This window comes from Pseudonocardia sp. DR1-2 (assembly GCF_023717215.1).
Lineage (GTDB): Bacteria > Actinomycetota > Actinomycetes > Mycobacteriales > Pseudonocardiaceae > Pseudonocardia > Pseudonocardia alni.
Window position 1 is genome coordinate 367,257 of sequence record NZ_JAMQOF010000006.1, and the last position, 19,217, is coordinate 386,473.

General features: G+C 75.3%; 21 protein-coding genes. 5 read left to right on the top strand and 16 right to left on the bottom strand.

Annotated elements, in window-relative coordinates; translation table 11 throughout:
- Window positions 1–42 precede the first annotated feature (42 nt).
- Window positions 43–1,206: a glycogen synthase gene (gene glgA / locus ND486_RS19860; protein WP_251785711.1), complete on the top strand. Its 1,164-nt coding sequence runs from the start codon at window positions 43–45 to the stop codon at window positions 1,204–1,206.
- A gap of 80 nt (window positions 1,207–1,286) precedes the next feature.
- Here glgA and ND486_RS19865 read toward each other — a convergent pair whose 3' ends face one another.
- The 8 genes from ND486_RS19865 to dapE all read right to left on the bottom strand — a co-directional run bounded on the left by ND486_RS19865 (window position 1,287) and on the right by dapE (window position 6,794).
- On the bottom strand, window positions 1,287–1,454 hold the full coding sequence (locus ND486_RS19865) for a DUF3117 domain-containing protein (protein ID WP_010241564.1): 168 nt from the start codon (window positions 1,452–1,454) through the stop codon (window positions 1,287–1,289).
- 171 nt (window positions 1,455–1,625) lie between these two features.
- Complete coding sequence (locus tag ND486_RS19870; protein WP_208819304.1) at window positions 1,626–2,252, bottom strand: DNA-3-methyladenine glycosylase I; 627 nt, start codon at window positions 2,250–2,252, stop codon at window positions 1,626–1,628.
- Window positions 2,249–2,836 carry an SRPBCC family protein gene (locus tag ND486_RS19875; protein WP_374107440.1) on the bottom strand — a complete coding sequence of 196 codons (588 nt, stop codon included), beginning with the start codon at window positions 2,834–2,836 and terminating at the stop codon, window positions 2,249–2,251. The genes ND486_RS19870 and ND486_RS19875 overlap by 4 nt, the downstream gene beginning before the upstream one ends.
- Window positions 2,811–3,173, bottom strand: coding sequence for a DivIVA domain-containing protein (locus ND486_RS19880; RefSeq protein WP_178374339.1), 363 nt, complete (start codon window positions 3,171–3,173; stop codon window positions 2,811–2,813). Before ND486_RS19880 ends, ND486_RS19875 begins: the two co-directional genes overlap by 26 nt.
- A 35-nt stretch (window positions 3,174–3,208) precedes the next feature.
- Window positions 3,209–4,210, bottom strand: coding sequence for a glucosyl-3-phosphoglycerate synthase (locus ND486_RS19885; protein WP_251785712.1), 1,002 nt, complete (start codon window positions 4,208–4,210; stop codon window positions 3,209–3,211).
- 4 nt (window positions 4,211–4,214) lie between these two features.
- Complete coding sequence (locus ND486_RS19890) at window positions 4,215–4,811, bottom strand: TIGR00730 family Rossman fold protein (RefSeq protein WP_062400459.1); 597 nt, start codon at window positions 4,809–4,811, stop codon at window positions 4,215–4,217.
- Window positions 4,811–5,593 carry a TIGR00730 family Rossman fold protein gene (locus ND486_RS19895; RefSeq protein ID WP_251785713.1) on the bottom strand — a complete coding sequence of 261 codons (783 nt, stop codon included), beginning with the start codon at window positions 5,591–5,593 and terminating at the stop codon, window positions 4,811–4,813. The genes ND486_RS19890 and ND486_RS19895 overlap by 1 nt, the downstream gene beginning before the upstream one ends.
- A gap of 127 nt (window positions 5,594–5,720) precedes the next feature.
- Window positions 5,721–6,794, bottom strand: a complete 1,074-nt coding sequence (gene dapE, locus ND486_RS19900; protein WP_251785946.1) for a succinyl-diaminopimelate desuccinylase — start codon at window positions 6,792–6,794, stop codon at window positions 5,721–5,723.
- Between the two features lie 471 nt (window positions 6,795–7,265).
- Between dapE and ND486_RS19905 the strand changes: the two genes are divergently transcribed.
- The 3 genes from ND486_RS19905 to ND486_RS19915 all read left to right on the top strand — a co-directional run bounded on the left by ND486_RS19905 (window position 7,266) and on the right by ND486_RS19915 (window position 9,949).
- Window positions 7,266–7,970, top strand: a complete 705-nt coding sequence (locus ND486_RS19905; RefSeq protein ID WP_251785714.1) for a helix-turn-helix transcriptional regulator — start codon at window positions 7,266–7,268, stop codon at window positions 7,968–7,970.
- 11 nt (window positions 7,971–7,981) lie between these two features.
- Window positions 7,982–8,917: a 2,3,4,5-tetrahydropyridine-2,6-dicarboxylate N-succinyltransferase gene (gene dapD, locus ND486_RS19910; RefSeq protein WP_251785718.1), complete on the top strand. Its 936-nt coding sequence runs from the start codon at window positions 7,982–7,984 to the stop codon at window positions 8,915–8,917.
- 63 nt (window positions 8,918–8,980) lie between these two features.
- Complete coding sequence (locus ND486_RS19915) at window positions 8,981–9,949, top strand: CHAD domain-containing protein (protein WP_208819315.1); 969 nt, start codon at window positions 8,981–8,983, stop codon at window positions 9,947–9,949.
- Between the two features lie 12 nt (window positions 9,950–9,961).
- Here ND486_RS19915 and ND486_RS19920 read toward each other — a convergent pair whose 3' ends face one another.
- The 3 genes from ND486_RS19920 to fdxA form a co-directional block, all read right to left on the bottom strand.
- Window positions 9,962–11,230, bottom strand: coding sequence for a CynX/NimT family MFS transporter (locus ND486_RS19920; protein ID WP_251785719.1), 1,269 nt, complete (start codon window positions 11,228–11,230; stop codon window positions 9,962–9,964).
- A gap of 105 nt (window positions 11,231–11,335) precedes the next feature.
- A complete protein-coding gene (gene dapC / locus ND486_RS19925; RefSeq protein ID WP_224403484.1) occupies window positions 11,336–12,439 on the bottom strand; it encodes a succinyldiaminopimelate transaminase in 1,104 nt (367 codons plus the stop codon).
- Window positions 12,436–12,762, bottom strand: a complete 327-nt coding sequence (gene fdxA, locus ND486_RS19930; RefSeq protein WP_020626080.1) for a ferredoxin — start codon at window positions 12,760–12,762, stop codon at window positions 12,436–12,438. The genes dapC and fdxA overlap by 4 nt, the downstream gene beginning before the upstream one ends.
- A 116-nt stretch (window positions 12,763–12,878) precedes the next feature.
- Between fdxA and ND486_RS29875 the strand changes: the two genes are divergently transcribed.
- Window positions 12,879–13,877 carry a GNAT family N-acetyltransferase gene (locus ND486_RS29875; RefSeq protein WP_251785721.1) on the top strand — a complete coding sequence of 333 codons (999 nt, stop codon included), beginning with the start codon at window positions 12,879–12,881 and terminating at the stop codon, window positions 13,875–13,877.
- Window positions 13,878–13,893: 16 nt separating this feature from the next.
- Here ND486_RS29875 and ND486_RS19940 read toward each other — a convergent pair whose 3' ends face one another.
- From ND486_RS19940 to ND486_RS29290, 5 genes are all read right to left on the bottom strand, one after another.
- Complete coding sequence (locus ND486_RS19940) at window positions 13,894–14,673, bottom strand: hypothetical protein (protein ID WP_062400446.1); 780 nt, start codon at window positions 14,671–14,673, stop codon at window positions 13,894–13,896.
- Window positions 14,670–15,062, bottom strand: coding sequence for a hypothetical protein (locus ND486_RS19945; RefSeq protein ID WP_251785722.1), 393 nt, complete (start codon window positions 15,060–15,062; stop codon window positions 14,670–14,672). The genes ND486_RS19940 and ND486_RS19945 overlap by 4 nt, the downstream gene beginning before the upstream one ends.
- Window positions 15,059–15,946 (bottom strand): N-acetyl-1-D-myo-inositol-2-amino-2-deoxy-alpha-D-glucopyranoside deacetylase, encoded by an 888-nt coding sequence (gene mshB / locus ND486_RS19950; protein ID WP_178374349.1) that lies wholly within the window; start codon window positions 15,944–15,946, stop codon window positions 15,059–15,061. Before mshB ends, ND486_RS19945 begins: the two co-directional genes overlap by 4 nt.
- 9 nt (window positions 15,947–15,955) lie before the next feature.
- A complete protein-coding gene (gene tsaD / locus ND486_RS19955) occupies window positions 15,956–17,071 on the bottom strand; it encodes a tRNA (adenosine(37)-N6)-threonylcarbamoyltransferase complex transferase subunit TsaD (RefSeq protein WP_226367184.1) in 1,116 nt (371 codons plus the stop codon).
- A 67-nt stretch (window positions 17,072–17,138) separates the two neighbouring features.
- On the bottom strand, window positions 17,139–19,217 hold the full coding sequence (locus ND486_RS29290; RefSeq protein WP_308215865.1) for an ABC transporter ATP-binding protein: 2,079 nt from the start codon (window positions 19,215–19,217) through the stop codon (window positions 17,139–17,141).

The following is a 19,217-nucleotide window of genomic DNA, read 5'->3' on the forward strand; positions in this document are numbered from 1 at the left end:
CTCCTCGCGCCGCGTCCGCCCGCCCCGGTAGCGTCCCGGCCCGTGCGCGTCGGCCTTCTCACCCGTGAATACCCGCCCGCCGTCTACGGCGGCGCCGGAGTCCACGTGGGACATCTCGTCCCCGCCCTGCGGGAGCTCGTCGACGTCGACGTGCACTGCTTCGCCGAACCGGGCAGCGACGCCCCGGCCGACGCGCGCGCGCACTCCGCGCCGCCGCTGCCGGACGGGGCGAACGCGGCGCTGACCACGCTCGGGGTGGACCTGTCGATGGCCGCCGAGCTGGAGCGCTGCGACGTGCTGCACTCCCACACCTGGTACGCCAACATGGCGGGCCACATCGGCGGCCTGCTGCACGGGCGCCCGCACGTGGTCACGGCCCACTCGCTGGAGCCGCTGCGGCCGTGGAAGGCCGAGCAGCTCGGCGGCGGGTACCGGCTGTCGTCGTGGGTGGAGCGGACCGCCTACGAGGCGGCGGACGCCGTCATCGCGGTCTCCCACGGCATGCGCCGCGACGTGCTGAACGCCTACCCCGCGATCGACCCGGACCTGGTGCACGTGGTGCACAACGGCATCGACACGCAGTTCTACGCGCCCGACCCGGCCCGCGACGCGCTGCTGGCGCACGGCGTCGACCCGGACCGGCCGCTCGTGGTGTTCGTCGGCCGGATCACCCGGCAGAAGGGCCTCGGGCACCTGGTCGCGGCGGCGCACCGGTTCGACCCGTCGGCGCAGGTCGTGCTGTGCGCGGGCGCCCCGGACACGAAGGAGATCGCCGCCGAGACCGAGCGGGCGGTGGCGGAGCTGTCCGCCTCGCGCGACGGCGTCGTGTGGATCCAGCGGATGCTCGCCACCGCCGAGGTCCGCCAGCTGCTGTCGGCGGCGACGGTGTTCGTGTGCCCCTCGGTCTACGAGCCGCTGGGCATCGTGAACCTGGAGGCGATGGCCTGCGGTACGGCCGTGGTCGCCTCCGACGTCGGCGGGATCCCGGAGGTCGTCGACGACGGCGTGACCGGCCTCCTCGCGCACTACGACCCGGCCGACACCGCCGCGTTCGAGGCGGCACTGGCCGAGGCGGTCAACGGGCTGGTCGCGGACCCGCGGCGGGCCGCGACGATGGGCGAGCGGGGCCGGGAGCGCGCGGTCGCCGAGTTCGCCTGGGCCGAGATGGCCCGGCGGACGCTGGAGGTCTACGAGTCGGTGGCCTGAGGCCCGTCACCGAGGCCCGGGTACGACGACGGCGGGACCGGTTCCCCGGTCCCGCCGCGTCGTGTCCGTTCCGTCGGCCGTCAGCCGACGGTCGACTTCAGCGCCTCACTGAGGTCGGTGGCCTCGTCCGGGGTCATCTCGACGACGAGACGCCCGCCACCCTCGAGCGGGACGCGCATCACGATGCCCCGGCCCTCCTTGGTGACTTCCATGGGCCCGTCGCCGGTGCGGGGCTTCATCGCGGCCATTCGTCCGTCCTCCGTCAACATCCACAACTGTCGTTCCCCGGTGCGCGCTCGGGGCACGCGCCGACCGTGGGACCACATTGTCCCCCATCACCGGCGCCGAGGTGCAACCGAGGCGATCACGGCTCGGCAGCGATACCCGCGGCGTTCACGCAGCGCAACGGCCCGGCGACGCTACGGCGACCCCGGTCCGGTCCCCCGCGGGCCCTCCGGGGCGGCCCCGGCACGCCAGCAGTACGCGACGTGGTCGTCGACCAGACCGGTCGCCTGCATGAGTGCGTAGCAGGTGGTGGGACCGACGAACCGGAAGCCGCGCTTCTTGAGCGCCTTCGACAGCGCCGTCGACGCGGGTGTGGAGCCGGGGACGTCGGACAGCCGTGCCGGGCGCGGGTGGTCGGCCGGGTCGGGTGCGTAGGAGGCGAGGAACGCGCCGAGGTCGTCGCCGGCGTCGAGGAGGTCGAGCACGGCGCGGGCGTTGGAGATCGTGGCCTCGATCTTCATCCGGTTGCGCACGATCCGGGCGTCGCCGAGGAGGCGGGTCACGTCGTCGTCGCCGAAGCGGGCGACCGTGTCCGGGTCGAAGCCGGCGAAGACCTCGCGGAACGCCGGGCGCTTGCGCAGCACGACGATCCAGGACAGCCCGGACTGGAACGCCTCCAGGCTCATGCGCTCGAACCAGGCCGCGGTGCCGTGGACGGGGCGGCCCCACTCGTCGTCGTGGTAGGCGACGTAGTCCGGTGCCGAGAGCGCCCAGTCGCAGCGGGGGCGGTCGTCGTGGGCCGCGGGGTCGGGCGATGTCACCGGCCGGCCCGGTAGCGGTCCTCGGTCCGCTCGGCCATCCCGCGCAGCGAGTGCGCGACCCCGGCCCGGAACGCGGGGCGCACCAGCGGCCAGCCGAACCGGCCGAGCGCGCCGAGCGGCAGGTCGAGCAGCTCGGTCCACAGGAACCGCGACCGCGCCGGGCCCAGCTCCACGACGACGAACACGCCGTCGCCGCGGATCACGGTGCCGGTGTGGGTGACGACGATCCGCCGCTCCCCCGTCGCACCGGCGGGCGGTTCGGTCCACTCGGTGACCCGCATCGTGTCGGCGACGCCGAGCGGCCCGACCCCGGTGACCGCGCGCAGCTCGGTGCCGACCGAGCGGCCGTCGCCCGCGGTGATCTCGACGGTCGTGCCGAGCATCCAGTCCGACTGGCCCTCGAGGTCGGAGACGACCTCCCACAGGACGTCGGCGGGCACGTTGACGTCGACCGGGACCGTCAGCTCCACCCGGCCGCCACCGGCCGGCCGCACGCCCGGTGTGCGGTCGCCGACCCCGCCGTCGCGACCGTCCCCGCTCCTGCCCGCGGTACCGCCGTCACCACTGCCGTCGTTGCTCGTCACCCGGGTCCTCCTCGGCGCGCATCCGCGCGATCGTCGCCTCCAACCGGGCCACCCGGTCGGCCAGCTCGTGCCGGTCGGTCCGGACCCGGTCCAGCTCGCCGGCCAGCCGGTCGAGTGCCCAGTCCACCTCAGCCATCCGGTATCCGCGCAGCACCTGCTGGAAACGCAGATCACGGACGTCGGTTCCGGAGACCTCGCGGGCGGGCAGCCGGGTGGGTGTCGCGTCCGGGGCGAGCGGGGCGAGCTCCTCCCCGCGGCCGAAGACCGCGGCCGCCAACACGAACACCAGCGCGGCGACGCCGGCCAGGACGATCACGTACGCGAGGGCGGTCCCCATGCCGCCATCTCATCACGCCGGTCCGACGACGGGTCTCACCCCACGCGGGCGGCGGGTGCGACCACCGGCTCGGCGGACCCCCCGTCGCGCACCCGGCCTGGTGGGGGCCGGTCCACCTGGCGCAACGGACGGGTCTCGGTGCGCCATCCCGTCTCCGTACCGTGGCCGGTGCGCACGTGGCCGGGGAGGACGTCGTCGGGGAGGAACGCGGTGAGTCCCGCGCCGGAGTCCTCGACCCCGCAGCGGGCCAGGGCCGTGGCGAGGACCTCGCGGGAGGTGCGGCCGAGCTCGTGCAGCGGGCGGTTGCGGTGCCGGCGCACGCCGAGGTCGACCTGCGCGATGGCCGCGGTCCCGCCGACGACGGTGTCGGCGTCGGTGTCGAGCAGCAGGCCGATGTCGACGCCGTAGCCGGTCGCGAACGGGAGCCGGTCGAGCAGCTCGCGGGTGGCGGCGTACTCGCCCCCGATGGGCTGGCGGACGTGCCGCAGCCCGGGGCGGAGCGCGGCGAGCAGGGGGCGGGCGAGCAGCTCGGTGACGCGGCCGCCCTCGTGCCCGCTCGCCTCGTCGGGGCCGCAGGCACCGCCGGGGCCGGTGAGCGGGCGCCGGTGGTAGCCCTTGACCAGCGCGGTCCCGGGCCGGGTGAGCAGCGGCGCGAGGAGCCGTTCGACGAGCTCGGGGTGCGGGTCGACGAGGTCGGCGTCGACGAAGCAGACCAGGTCGGCCGGGCGCGGCCCGTTCCCCAGGGCGACGACGGCGCGCCACATCGCCTCGCCCTTGCCCGGCAGCACCCGGACGCCGGGCACCGCACGCTCGCGGCCGAGCACCCGTGCCCCGGCCGCCGCGGCGCGCTCCGCGGTGCGGTCGCTGCTCCCGGAGTCGAGGACGACGAGGTCGTCGACCAGCGGGGACGGGCCCTCGCACAGCCGGGTCAGCCCGGCGACGAGCGCACCGACCGTCGCCTCCTCGTCCAGGGCGGGCAGGACGACGGCGATGCGACGGCCGTCCTTGCGGGCGGCGAGCCGGGCGGAGAGGGTCACGGGCTCAGGTGAGCGGACGGGCGCACTCGTCGAGCGCCGCCCCGGCCAGCCCGGCGGGGTCGGCCGGGGCGGAGTCGTCACCGCGGACCTGCCGCAGCCGCTCGATCGGGCCCCGTGAGGCGAACCCGCGGTCGGCGAGGCCGGCGACCCAGTCGACGAGGCCGTCCCAGTGGCCGTCGGGGTCGAGCAGCACGACCGGCTTGCCGTGCAGGCCGAGCGATCCGGCCGTCCAGACCTCGAAGAGCTCCTCGCAGGTCCCGATGCCGCCGGGCAGCGCGAGGAACGCGTCGGCGCGGTCCTCCATCTGCTGCTTGCGCTCGCGCATGCTCTCGACGACGAGCAGCTCGTCGCTGTCGTGGTCGGCCCACTCGCGCTCGACCATGGACCGCGGGATGACCCCGACGGTGCGGCCGCCCGCCTCCCGGGCGCCGGCCGCGACCGCACCCATCATCGACTTGCGGCCCCCGCCGGACACGAGTGTCCAGCCGCGGGCGGCGACGGCACGGCCGACCTCCCGGGCGAGGTCGAGGTAGTGCGGGGCGACGCCGTCGGAGCTGGCGCAGTAGACGCAGACGGCGAACCCGGGCTCCGGACCGGCCATCAGTGCGTCTCCTCCCAGGCGTGGTAGGCCTCGTTGACCACGTCGACGGCGTCGTCGATGTCGTCGGTGACGTGCAGCAGGTCGAGGTCCTTCTCGCTGATCTTGCCGTCGGTGAGGACGGTCTTGGCGATCCAGTCGTAGAGGCCGCCCCAGTAGGCGCTGCCGAGCAGGACGACCGGGAACTTCGTGACCTTCTTGGTCTGCACGAGGACGAGCGCCTCGAACAGCTCGTCGAGCGTGCCGAACCCGCCGGGCAGGCAGACGAACGCCTGCGAGTACTTCACGAACATCGTCTTGCGGGCGAAGAAGTAGCGGAAGTTGATCCCGAGGTCGACCCACGGGTTCAGGCCCTGCTCGAACGGCAGCTCGATGCCGAGCCCGACCGAGAGCCCGCCCGCCTCGGAGGCACCGCGGTTCGCGGCCTCCATCGCGCCCGGGCCGCCCCCGGTGATGACGGCGAACCCGGCTCCGGCGAGCCGCGCCCCGAGCTCGCGGCCCAGCTCGTACTCCGGGGAGCCGGCCTGCGTGCGGGCCGAGCCGAACACGGTCGCCGCGCGCGGGAGTTCGGCGAGCATCCCGAACCCCTCGACGAACTCGGCCTGGATCCGGAGCACCCGCCACGGGTCGGTGTGCACCCAGTCGGCCGGGCCCCGGGAGTCGAGCAGCCGCTGGTCGGTGGTGGTCGGCTCGATGCTGCGTTCGCCGCGCAGCACCACCGGGCCACGCTGCTTCTCGGGCTGCTTCTCGTGCAGCGTCCGGGGATCGGCGTTCTCGTCGGCCATGGCGATCACGGTATTCGGGCGGCGACGACCCGCCCCCGCCGGTGGGGTCGTCGCCGCTGTCGTCGGCGCTGTCGTCGGCGCTGTCGTCGGCGCTGTCGTCGGCGCGGGCCCGGCCGGCCGGCTCCGGTCAGGCGGGGTGGCCCGCGAGGTAGCGGCGCAGCACCTCGGTGCAGGCGGTGATCGCGTCCTCGGCGACGTGCTCCTCGCGGGTGTGGGCGAGGTTCGGGTCGCCGGGCCCGTAGTTGACCGCCGGGATGCCCAGCGCGGCGAAGCGGGAGACGTCGGTCCAGCCGTACTTCGCCCGCGGCACGGCCCCGGTCGCGGCGACGAACTCCGCGGCCGCCGGCGCGGACAGGCCCGGCAGCGCACCCGGCGAGAGGTCGGTGACGACGAGCGGGAACCCGTCGAACACCTCTCGGACGTGCTCGACGGCCTGCTCGGCGGACCGGTCCGGGGCGAACCGGAAGTTCACGGTGACGACGCACTCGTCCGGGACGACGTTGCCCGCGACCCCGCCGCCGATCCGCACGGCCTGCAGACCCTCGCGGTACTCGCAGCCGTCGATGTCCACCCACCGCGGCCGGTACGCCGCCAGCCGCGAGAGGATCTCCCCGGCCCGGTGGATCGCGTTGTCCCCCAGCCACGACCGCGCCGAGTGCGAGCGTCGTCCCGCGGTCCGCAGCTCGACGCGGAGGGTGCCCTGGCAGCCGGCCTCGAGGGTGCCGTCGGTGGGCTCGCCGAGGATCGCGAGGTCGGCGTCGAGCCAGTCCCGGTGCTCGCGCTCGATGCGGCCGAGCCCGTTGCGCTCCGCCTCGATCTCCTCGCAGTCGTAGAACACCAGGGTGAGGTCGTGCCTCGGCTCGGGCAGCGTGGCCGCGAGATGCGCGAAGACGGCATCGCCGGACTTCATGTCCGAGGTGCCGCAGCCGTGCACGATCCCGTCGGCGCGGCGCGACGGCACGTTGTCCGCGATCGGCACGGTGTCGATGTGCCCGGCCAGCAGGACGCGGTGCGGACGCCCCAGATCGGTGCGCGCGAGCACCGCGTCACCGGACCGCAGCACCTCCAGGTGCGGTGCCTGGGTCCGCAGCGCGGCCTCGAGCGCGTCGGCGAGGCGCCGCTCGTCCCCGGACACACTGGCGATGTCGACCATCGCGGCGGTCAGGGTCACCGGGTCGGACGTGAGGTCCAGCGCGGGCAGCGTCGTCGTCACCGGCCCGACGCTACCGACCCGCCCGGGCGCCCCTCCCCCGCGACCCGGCCGCGCGGGCACTCCGGACCGACCGCCGCGGCGCCGGATCGACGTCCCGGCCCGGGTGCCGCGCCGGGGGTGGGCTCGCCGGTCGTCGCTTTGCTCTGCTCACCGATACGCAGCACGGGCCCGCGGGCGCCTCGCGCGCCCCCTGCCGTCGCCCCCGGATCGGGGCAGGGTCGGGGCGTGAACGGTCTCCGTTCGCCTTCTGGGGGCGTCCCCGGGCCTGCCCGCTGCGTATCGGTGAGCAGAGCAAAGCGACGCACGGACGACCACCTCCGGGCGACCGATCCGGCCGCGGGCCCGCCGTGTCGATCATCGCCGGCACCGGCGACGGCCCGGTTGTCCACAAGTGCGCGAGTTGTCCACAGGTTCGCAGGTCACCGGTGCGTTCCGGGCTCGCGGACGCAGGCTCGGTGCATGGACATCATCGAGGGCGACCGGTTGCCCGCGGAGCCGCCGCCGGCACCGGTCGACGTCGTCGTCCCGGATCTGTCCGGCCTGGTCCGGCGGGTGCGGCGGAGCGCGGACCTGTCGCAGCGGGAGCTCGCGGAGCGGACGGGGCTGGCGCCGTCGACGATCGCCCGGATCGAGAGCCGGTCGCTCGCGCCGGCGCTGGACACGCTGGCCGCGATCCTGTCGGTCGCGGGGCTGCGGCTGGTCGTCGTCGACGCTGAGAACCGGCGGGTGCCACCGATGGAGGACCCGCCGGGTGACCTGCGGGACGGGGCGGGGCGCAGGTTCCCGTCACATCTGGACGTGATCCTCGACCCGCTGCCCGGCGAGTGGTGGGGCGACCGGTACGGCTGCGCCCGACCGCCGGAGACGTTCCACCGGGATCGGCCGCTGCGCGACGCGATGCGGCGGCGCAGCGTGTGGGAGGTGCGGGTCGCGCAGTTCCGCACGGTGCCGCCACCGCCGACCATCGAGCACTGGATGATGCTGCAGGCCCGGTGCCGGGCGTGCGGGCGGCTGCCCGACCCGCCACCGCCGCCGTTCGCGCCGGCCGCGGTGCTCCGCTGTCTGCAGGCCGCGGCCCTGCTGCTCTCGGTACGGGCAGCCGATCATGACGACGTGTCCCGGCGCACCCACCGCGACGCGCCGTGGGCGACGGCGGGACGGTAGGTTCGGGGCCCGTGAGCACCGAGTACCGCCGCGAAGGCGCTTCCGGAACCGGCCTGGCCACGGTCACGACCGACGGCACCGTCCTCGACGTCTGGTACCCGGCGCCGGTGCTGGCCGGGGGCGCGTCCGACGACGCCGTCGACCTGGCGCCCCTCGCCGGGACCGACGAGCTGCGTGGGGTCCGGACCGAGGTCGTGCGCACCGAGATCGCCTCGCTGGCCGACGCGCCCGCCGACGCCGCCGACGTCTACCTGCGGCTGCACCTGCTCAGCCACCGCCTCGTCCAGCCGCACCAGGTCAACCTCGAGGGCCAGTTCGGGCTGCTCACCAACGTCGTCTGGACCAACCACGGCCCGTGCCCGGTGCCCGGGTTCGAGCTCACCCGGGCGAAGCTGCGCGGCCGCGGCCCGGTGACCGTCACCCATGTCGACAAGTTCCCGCGGATGGTCGACTACGTGATCCCCGCCGGCGTCCGCATCGGTGACGCCGACCGCGTCCGGCTCGGCGCGCACCTCGCCGAGGGCACGACCGTCATGCACGAGGGCTTCGTCAACTTCAACGCCGGCACCCTCGGCGCGTCGATGGTCGAGGGCCGGATCTCCGCCGGTGTCGTCGTCGGGGACGGCTCGGACGTCGGCGGCGGTGCCTCGATCATGGGGACGCTGTCCGGTGGCGGCAAGGAGGTCATCTCGATCGGCCGCCGCTGCCTGCTCGGCGCGAACGCGGGCCTGGGCATCTCCCTCGGCGACGACTGCGTGGTCGAGGCCGGTCTCTACCTCACGGCGGGCACCAAGGTCACGCTGCCCGACGGCAGCACCACCGCGGCGCGCGAGCTGTCCGGCCGGAACGGGCTGCTGATGCGCCGCAACTCGGTGTCCGGCGCGGTCGAGGCGCTGGCCCGTACCGGCGACGGCATCGCCCTCAACGCCGCGCTGCACGCCAACTGACGGCCCGGCAGCGGTTCGCGGCGGAACGACCCACAGAAGCAGGACGGCGGGGACATGGTGGGTATGGACGGGGCTGCGCAGCCTCCGGGGAACCTCTACGGCGCCGCGGACCTCGGTGAGCCGCTGACCGCGGGACCGCAGGACCCGGCGGTGGCGCACGTCCGCGCGCTGCTGGACAAGCGGCTGCGCGCGATGCTGCGACACGAGCCCGGTGTGCGCGACGGGTCCGAGATCGAGGACCTGCACCAGATGCGGGTCTCCGTGCGGCGGATGCGGGCGGCGCTCAAGGCCGCCCGCCCCCTGCTCGACCACACCTGGGCGGACCTGCTGCGGGCCGAGCTCGGCCGGCTCGGCCGGGCGCTCGGCCCGGTGCGCGACCTCGACGTGATGATCGACCGCCTCCGCGGTGAGGTGGCCACGCTGCCGTCGGCCGAGCTGGCCGCCGGTGAGCGACTGGTCGCGGTGCTGGAGGCCGAGCGGGTCGGTGCGCGGGCCGAGATGCTCGACGAGCTCGACTCCGACCGGCACGCGGCACTGCGTCGCTCGCTGGTCGAGGCCGTCTCCGCTCCGCTGCCGGAGCCGCCGGAGGAGGTCGCGCGCCCCGAGCTGATCGAGCTGGTCCGGGCGGAGACCCGCAAGCTCGTCAAGGCGGTGCGCCGGGCCGGGCCGAACCCGCCGGACATGACCCTGCACGACCTGCGGATCCGCACCAAGCGGCTGCGCTACACCGGTGAGCTCGTCGCACCGGCGATGCGCGACGCGGACGGGTCCCGCACCGACGACGCCCGCCAGGTCCGCCGGATGCTCAAGGCCGCGGCCGGGCTGCAGGAGGTCCTGGGCGACCACCAGGACGCCTGCGTCGCCGAGCACCGCATCCGCGCCCTGCTCGACGAGCTGGGCCCCGGCCCCGACGCCCACGAGGTCTTCGTCGGCGGCCGGCTGGTCGAGCGCGAGCGGGCCCGCGCCGAGGCGCTGCGCGCACAGTGGTGGGCCGCGTGGGAGCACCTGGCCGAGCAGGCCGAGGCTCTCTGAGGCGGCGCCCGCTCAGCGCGGGCGGTCCCCGATCCGGACCACCGCGACGCCCTGCAGCACCGCACCGACCAGGAGCAGCCCGATCGCGGGCGGGAACCCGGCGGAGTCGATGACCACGCCCATCACCAGCGGCCCGATCCCGGCCGAGAGGTAGCCGATCCCGAGGCCGAAGCCGCTCACGGCGGCGCTGCGGGCCGGGGTCGGCGTCCGCCACGCGATCACCGTCAGCCCCAGCGGGAACCCGGCGCCGACGCCGATGCCGATCAGGACCGCCCACAGCCACGGCAGCGGCGTCCCCGGTGCGGGGGCCAGCAGCACCCCGAGCGTCCCGGCGGCCGAGCTGACCACGGTCAGCGCCGCCCAGAACCGCCACCGGCGTCGTCGCTCGGCCGCGGCCGGGAACAGCAGGGCCGCGGGGATCTGGGCGATGCTCCACGCCGCGAGGAGCAGCCCGGCCGCCTGCGGTGACCAGCCCTGCGACTCGTAGAACGGGGACAGCCAGGTCAGCCAGCCGTAGAAGATCGTCGACGAGCCCGCCAGGTAGCAGGCGATGCGGCGGGCGAACGGGTCGTGGCGGGCCCGGACCTCCTCGGCGACCGACGGGCCGTCGTCGGCCGCCCCCGGGGCGCCCGCGGGGGCCGGACGGGCGTGACCGATGCGGCTCGCGACCGGCGCCCACACCGCGACGGCGAGCACCGCGGGCACGGCCCACACCGCGAGTGAGAGGGACCACCCTCCCAGGGCGACGGCCAGGGGCACCGCGACGGCGGAGGCGACCGTCGCGCCGATCATCATCGAGACGACGTAGGCACCGGTCACCGCGCCCGCCCGCTCGGCCAGGTGCTCCTTCACGACCCCGGTGAGCAGCACCCCGGACACCCCGATGCCGAGCCCGACCAGCACCGAGCCGCCGACGAGCGCGGGCAGCGCCACGACCGACCGCAGCAGGCTGCCCACCCCGATCGTCGCGACGGCGACACCGAGCAGCCGCTCACGACCGACCCGGGCGGCGACGGCGGCGGCACCGAACGAACCCGCCGACATCATCAGCACCGCACCGGCCTGCACCAGACCCGCCGCGCCCGCCCCGATCCCGAGGTCGGCCCGCGCGGTCTCCAGCAGCGGCGGGTACCCGGCGAGCCCGGCGCGCAGGTTGACCGCGAGCGCGAGCACCCCGAGCAGGACCAGCGCGGGCCGGACGACCGGCCGGGACCGGGCCACCGGGGCCTCGGGCCCGGCGCCACCGGGCGCACCCGGACCGCCGGGACGCGGTGCCTGCATTCGACGGCTCCTTCGCCTGCCGGGTCCGCCGGATCGCTGCACCGGCGTCGTCGCTACCGGGCCGATCCTCTCCCGGGTCCTTGCCTATCGCAACGACAGCCGGGGTCAGGCGGCCCCGAGACGCTCCACGGCGGCGTCGATCCGCTCGTCCGGCGCGGTCAGCCCGACCCGGACGTGCCGGGCGCCCGCGGGACCGTAGAACTCACCGGGTGCGACGAGGATCCCCAGGCCGGCGAGCCGGTCCACGGTCTCGCGGCACGGCTCGTCCGCGCTCGCCCACAGGTAGAGCCCGGCCTGCGAGTGCTCGACCGTCAGCCCGGCCTTCTCCAGCCCGGCCCGCAGGCGGGTGCGACGGGCGTCGTAGCGGGCGGCCTGCTCGGCGACGTGCGCGTCGTCGGAGACGGCCGCCTCCAGCGCGGCCTGCACCGGACGCGGCACGATCATGCCCGCGTGCTTGCGCACCTCGAGCAGCCCCGACACCAGCGCCGGGTCCCCCGCGACGAACCCGGCGCGGTACCCGGCGAGGTTCGACACCTTCGACAGCGAGTGGACGGCCAGCAGCCCGGTGGTGTCGCCGTCGCAGACGTCGGGGTGCAGCACCGACCGCGGGGCCGGGTCGGCGTCGCCGGGCAGTCCGAGGTAGCACTCGTCGGAGGCGACGACCGCGCCCCGCTCCCGTGCCCAGGTCACGACCTTGCGCAGGTGCTCGACCGGCAGGACCCGGCCGGTGGGGTTCGACGGCGAGTTCAGCCACACCAGCCGGACCCGGGCCGGACCCGCGGCGGTGAGGCCGTCGGAACGGACGTGCCCGGCCCCCGCCAGCCGCGCCCCGACCTCGTAGGTCGGGTACGCGAGCTCCGGGATGACGACGGTGTCGCCCGCGCCGAGGCCCAGCAGCGTCGGCAGCCACGCGACCAGCTCCTTGGAGCCGATCGTGGGCACCACCGCGGCCGGGTCGACCCCGGACACGCCGAAGCGCCGCTGCAGCGAGGCGACGACCGCCTCGCGCAGCGACGCCGGGCCGTGGGTCGTCGGGTAGCCGGGCTCGGCGGCGGCCGGCCCGGCCACCGCGTCGCGCAGCACCCCGGGGACCGGGTCCACCGGGGTGCCGACCGACAGGTCGACGATGCCGTCCGGGTGCGCCGCCGCGCGCTCACGCGCACCGGTCAGCGAGTCCCAGGGGAAGTCGGGGAGGTCGAGCCTGCTCACTCGTCGTGTTCCTGCGGGGGCAGGCTCTTCGCCGGCTCCACGTCACGGTCGACCTTGCCGAGCTTCGAGGCGCCGCCGGGCGAGCCCAGCTCGTCGAAGAAGTCCACATTGGCCTTGGTGTAGGCGGCCCACTGGTCGGGGACGTCGTCCTCGTAGTAGATGGCCTCGACGGGGCAGACCGGCTCGCAGGCCCCGCAGTCGACGCACTCGTCGGGGTGGATGTAGAGCATCCGTCCACCCTCGTAGATGCAGTCCACCGGGCATTCCTCGATACACGCCTTGTCGAGCAGGTCGACGCAGGGTTCGGCGATCACGTAGGTCACTTCGGTGGTCCTCCACTCGGAGCAGCGGGCACCCGGAGATCATGTGGTGGCGGGGTGCCCGGTCAAACTGGGACGCCCGCAGGTTAACCCGCGCCCCCCGGCGGGGCAGGAGTGAGGTGGTCGGCTTCATGCTCGACGAGCTGGCAGGACGGCGGGTGGCCCTGCGCCACCGCATCGCGCCGGAGGGCGCACCGGGCCCCGGACTGACCGACGCGGTCGGTGAGCTGGAGCCCGACGGGCCCGACGCCGTCGTCGTCCACACCCGGTCGGGTGCGGTCCGGGTGCGACGCGACGCCGTCGTCGCCGTCCGGGAGGTGCCGCCCGCCCCGGCCCGGCGGGCGTCGCGTGCGGCGGTGGACCGGCTGGAACGCGTACGGGCGGCGGCCTGGCCGGCGCCGGTCGTCGAGGAGCTGGGCGGCTGGCTGCTGCGTGCGGCCGGCGGCTGGACGCGGCGGGCGAACTCCGCGCTCGCGCTCGGCGCCCCGGGGATGCCGGTCGAACGAGCCCTGGACCGCGTGCGGGAGTTCGCCGGGCGGCACGGCATCGCCCCGACGGTGCAGGCCCCGGTGGACGCGCCGTGGTCGAACCGGGTGGCCGAGGCGGGCTGGGTGCGGGCCGAGGCCCCCGGGACCTGCACCGTGCTCGTCACCCGCGCCGCGTCCGACGGCCCGGCGCCGCAGTGGCCCGCGACGCCCGGACCGGACTGGTGGGCCGCGCAGGGCGAGCCGGAGCCCGGGCCCGGCGCGCCCGCGTGGGCGGTGCTGACCGGGGCGCTGCGTCCCGGTGAGCAGAGCGGAGCGTCGGGCACGGACCGCGTCGAGGTCGGGTTCGGCACGCTCACCGGCGCCGACGGGGCGCCGGTCGCGTCGGTGCGCGCCGCCGTCGTCGACTCCCACGTCTACGTGTCGCGGCTGTGGGTCGTCCCGGCCGCGCGGCGCGGGGGTCTCGCGGCCCGGCTCACCGGGCAGGCGCTGTCCTGGGGCGCGGCGCACGGGGCGCGGCACGGGATGCTCGACGTCGCCGACGACAACACCGCCGCGCTCGCCCTCTACCGCGCCACCGGCTGGACCGGCCACCACCGGTACCACTACCTGGTCCCCCCGGATCCGGCCTGACCGGAGGGGCAGGGGCTCAGGCGAACCCGCGGCGGAGCAGCCAGGCGCGGGCCTGCTTGGCGGCGCGCTTGAGCCCCGACCACTCCCCCAGGTACTTCCCGACGACGCCGACGACCGGCAGCAGCCCGAGCCACTGGTGGTAGAAGCGGCCGTGCGGACGCTTGCCCAGCTCGTCCTCGACGCCCCACAGGGCCCGCCCGAGACGCCACACGGCGCTGCCGACGCGCTTGAGCGTGGCCCGCTTGCCGTCGCCGGCGAGATCACCGGTGAGCTCCTCGGCGCGGGCGTCGGCATCGGCGTCCTCGGCCGCGGTGAGCTCCCGGGCGGCGAGGTCGAGCTCACGCTGGAACAGCACCGACGCCAGCAGCTCGACGAGCCGGTCCTCCGAGCGGACGCCGTGCTCGCCCGCGATCGCGACGAGCAGCAGCCCCTCGCCCGCCGCGCCGACCGCGTCGGACACCGGCAGGGTGCGGGCCAGTGCCCCGCCCAGACCCGGGATCGCGGCGATCAGCGTGGTGAACCGGCCGACCCGGTAGACCCACCAGTCGGTGCGGGCGGGGACGTCCATCGCCGCCCAGGCCGAGGTGCCGGGGACCTTCACCGACGCCAGCGCGTCGAGGATCTTGTCGGCGAGCGAGCGTTCCTCGTCGGTCGCGTCCTCCGGACGGTCCGAGCCGGGCGTCACCCGGGCCCGCAGGCCGAACGGGTCGGACTCGCGCAGCCCCTCGAGCACCGGCCGGGTGGCCCGCACGAACGGGCGCAGGACCCGCACCAGGTCGTCGTCGGAGATCGTCATCGGGTCACCCTCCGGTCGTTGCGGCCGGCCGCCAGCCGGTCGAGCGCCCTGCGGAACGACACGACGCCGGTCACGGCGCCGGCGACGAGCAGCAGCAGCGACTCCCAGTTCACCGGGAGCAGGAGGTCCCCGCCCGGGCCGAAGAAGCCGAGCACGAGCACCGCCGCGAACCACACGACCAGCGGGGCGGCCGCGCCCGCCGGGGTCGGGAGGATCTCGGTGGCCGTGGTGTGGATCAGCCACGGCAGCGAGACGACCACGATCACCGTGCCCAGCGGCACCGGGACCGGCCCGATGTAGAGCATCTGGAACATCAGCTCGAAGGCCACCAGCAGCAGCGAGATCACCAGCAGCACCAGCGCGAGCGGGAGCCTCGTCACGTCGCTCACCCGTCGACCCCCTCGAACAGATCCGTCTCCGTCGTGCCGGGCGGCGCGCCGGCGAGCACGTACTCCTCGACCCCCAGCAGCGGCTGGACGATGCCGTTGCTCATCGCGAACGCGACCCAGCCGTCGCCGCCGCGGACGTCGATCTGGGTGGCGTGCGCCCGCATCGCCGCGACCCGCTCGTCGTCGTGGGCGTCGACGTCGACCCGGGTGGTGACGGCGGCGGCGTCGTGGCCGGGGTGCTCGTCGGGCTCCGGCCAGCGCAGCCCGGTGCGGTCCGGGTCCCCGCCGAGCGCGGAGAGCAGCTCGGTGAGCCCGTCGTCGAGCAGCGCGCTCGACCGCACCGCGAAGTACAGCTTGGCGACGACGTCCGGGCGCGCCCCCGCCGCGGCGACGACCAGCTCGTGCGCCCGGACGTGGTCGGGATGGCCGTAGCTGCCGTCGGAGGCGTAGGAGACCAGCACCTGCGGGCGGACCTCGTCGATGATCTCCAGCAGCTGGGCGAGCTGGGTGCCGAACGGTTCCGGGGCGGCGAACGCCCGCGGGTGCAGCTCCGGCGGGAGCGCGGCGCGGGTGCCGTGCCCGGCCAGCACCATGCCGGAGTCGCGCCAGCGCCCGGGGCCGCCGAGCCAGCGGTGCCGGGGCCCGCCGAGGGCGGCCAGCGCGGCGTCGAGCTCGCGGATGCGGTAGCCGCCGAGCTGGTCACCGCGGTCCGGGGCGAGCTCGGCCAGCTCCGGACCGATCACCTCGCCCTCCTCACCGAGGGTGCAGGTCACCACGGTGACCTCGCAGTCGGGGTCGGCGGTGTAGCGGGCGATGGTCCCGCCGGTGGTCAGGGTCTCGTCGTCCGGGTGGGCGTGGACGAGCAGGAGGCGACGAGCAGGCACGCCGGGAGCCTACGGGGCGATGATCGACCCCGCCGCGGCGTGGGGGACGACGGGCAGCGGGAACTCCGCCGCCTCCCCCGTCGCCGGGGGGAACGTGATCGTCGCGCCGGTCAGGGGGACGGTCGGGACCGCGGTCCCGGCCAGCCCCGCGGGTTCGACGCCGTCGCGGACCAGCAGGTCGCCCAGGGCCGCGATCATCGCGCCGTTGTCGGTGCACAGCCGGGGCACGGGCACCCGCAGGGTGATCCCGGCGCCCGCGCAGGCGCGCTCCATCTCGGTGCGCAGCACCCGGTTCGCCGCGACCCCGCCGACCATGAGCAGGGTGTCCGCGCCGCGCTCGGCACACGCCCGCAGGGCCTTGCGGACCAGGACGTCGACGACGGCCATCTGGAACGACGCGGCGACGTCCGGGACCGGGACGGCGCGGCCCGCGTCCTGGGCGGCCTCGACGTGCCGGGCCACGGCGGTCTTGAGCCCGGAGAAGGAGAAGCCGAACGCGGCGTCGCGCGGACCGGTCATCGGGCGCGGGAACGCGATCGCGGCCGGGTCGCCGTCGAGTGCGGCCCGCGAGACCGACGGGCCGCCCGGGTAGGGCAGGCCCAGCAGCCGGGCGACCTTGTCGAAGGCCTCCCCCGCCGCGTCGTCGACGGTGTCGCCGAGGTGCTCGACGGGGTCGCGGGCCAGGTCGCCCAGCGCCAGCAGCGAGGTGTGCCCGCCGGAGACGATCAGGCAGACGCAGCGGTCGGGCAGCGGCCCGTGCTCCAGGACGTCGACGGCGGCGTGCCCGGCCAGGTGGTGCACCCCGTAGAGCGGCACGTCCAGCGCCGCCGCGTACGCCTTGGCCGCCGCGACGCCGACGTGCAGCGCGGGCGAGAGCCCCGGCCCCGCGGTGACGGCGACGGCGTCGACGTCGGACAGCGACACCCCGGCCGCCTCGACCGCCGCGCGCACCATCGGCGTCACCGCGCTCACGTGGGCGCGGGCCGCGACCTCCGGGACCACACCGCCGAAACGGGCGTGCTCGTCCGCCGACGACGCCAGCCCCTCGCCGAGCAGCACCCCGTCCCGGACGAGACCGGCACCGGTCTCGTCGCACGACGTCTCGATCCCCAGAACCAGCGACACGCCACCCAGTTTCGCACCGGGTGGCGTGTCGTGGCCGTGGGGTCCTGCTCGGACGGGTCGTGCTCGGTCAGGTCCGCAGGAGCGCGCGCTCCTCGGCGAAGTGACAGGCCACCCGGTGCCCCGGGCCGGACGCGATCTCCAGGACCGGCTTCTCGTCGATGCAGCGCGCCTTGTCGGCGTCGGGCAGCTCCAGGTGCTTCCAGCACCGGGTGCGGAACCGGCAGCCCGACGGCGGGTCGGCCGGGTTGGGCACGTCCCCGGTCAGCACGATCCGCTCCCGCACCCGCTCGACCTCCGGGTCCGGGACGGGCACCGCCGAGATCAGCGCCTGGGTGTAGGGGTGCTGCGGCCGGTCGAACAGGTCGTCGCGGTCGGCGACCTCGACGACGTTGCCCAGGTACATCACCGCGACGCGGTCGGAGATGTGGCGCACCACCGACAGGTCGTGGGCGATGAACAGGTAGGTCAGCCCAAAGTCGCGCTGCAGCTGCTCGAGCAGGTTGAGCACCTGGGCCTGGATGGACACGTCCAGGGCCGAGACGGGCTCGTCGAGCACCACGAACTTCGGGTTGAGCGCGATCGCCCTGGCGATGCCGACGCGCTGGCGCTGCCCGCCGGAGAACTCGTGCGGGTAGCGCTCGGCGTACTCGGCCGAGAGCCCCACGGTCTCGAGCAGCTCCGGGATCGTGGAGTCGGTGAGCTCGCCGCCGAGCAGCTCGTACTTCTCCGAGAGGATCGACCGGACCGTCATGCGCGGGTTCAGCGACGCGTACGGGTCCTGGAAGACGATCTGCATGTCCTCCCGGGCCGAGCGCAGCTCGGACTGCCCGAGCGCGGTCACGTCGCGGCCGTTGATGTGCACGCTGCCGGCGGTGGGCTCGTGCAGCCGCAGGATCGCCCGGGCCGCGGTCGACTTGCCGCAGCCGGACTCGCCGACCAGCGACAGCGTCTGCCCCTCGGGGATCTCCAGGTCGATGCCGTCGACGGCCTGCACCACACCGACGGTGCGCTGGAACAGCACGCCGGAGCGGATCGGGAACGACTTGGTCAGCCCCGCGGTGCGCAGCATCGGCTCGTCGGTCGCCGTCTCCGCGACGTGTGCCTCGGACCCCGGCACGACCGGCTCGCGCGGCGTGGCGGCGGCCTCGCCGACCTCGTCGGAGTGCAGGCAGGCGTGCAGGTGGCCGGGCCGGTCGGTGAGCTGGACCAGCTCCGGGGTCCTCTCCGCGCAGGACGACGTGGCGAACCGGCAGCGCGGGTGGAACGCGCAGCCCGACGGGACGTGCGCGAGGTTCGGCGGCTGCCCGGGGATCGGCTCCAGCTTCTCCGGCCGGGCCTGGTCCATCCGCGCCAGCGACGACAGCAGGCCGTAGGTGTAGGCGTGCCGCGGTTCGGCGAAGATCTCGTCGTTGGTCCCGGTCTCGACGACCCTGCCCGCGTACATGACCATGATCCGGTCGGCGTGCGCCGCGACCAGGCCCAGGTCGTGGGTGATCAGGACGATCGCCGTCTCGCGCTGCTCCTGGAGCTTCTCGAGCAGGTTCATGATCTGGGCCTGCACGGTGACGTCGAGCGCGGTGGTCGGCTCGTCGGCCAGCAGGACCTTCGGGTCGTTCGCGAGCGCCATCGCGATCATCGCGCGCTGGCGCATCCCGCCGGAGAACTCGTGCGGGTACTGCGACGCCCGCGCGGCCGGGTTCGGGATGCCGACCTCCCCGAGCAGGTCGACGGCGCGGCGGCGGGCGGTGACCTTACCGGCCTGCCGGTCGTGCGCCCGGATCATCTCGGCGATCTGGTCGCCCACCTTGTAGACCGGGTTCAGCGCGGTCAGCGGGTCCTGGAAGATCATCGCGATGTCCTTGCCGCGCAGCTTGCGCTGCTCGGACTCCGACATCGTCAGCAGCGAGCGGCCCTCCAGCAGCACCTCGCCGCTGGGGAACGTCGCCGGCGGGGTCGGGACGAGGCCCATCAGGCTCATCGCCGACACCGACTTGCCGGAGCCGGACTCGCCGACGATCGCCAGAGTCTCGCCACGGTCGACGTGCCAGCTGACGCCGTCGACGGCCTTGACCACACCGGCGTCGGTGGAGAAGTGCACCCGCAGGTCGCGGACCTCGAGCATGTGCTCGCTTCGGTTCTCGGTCAC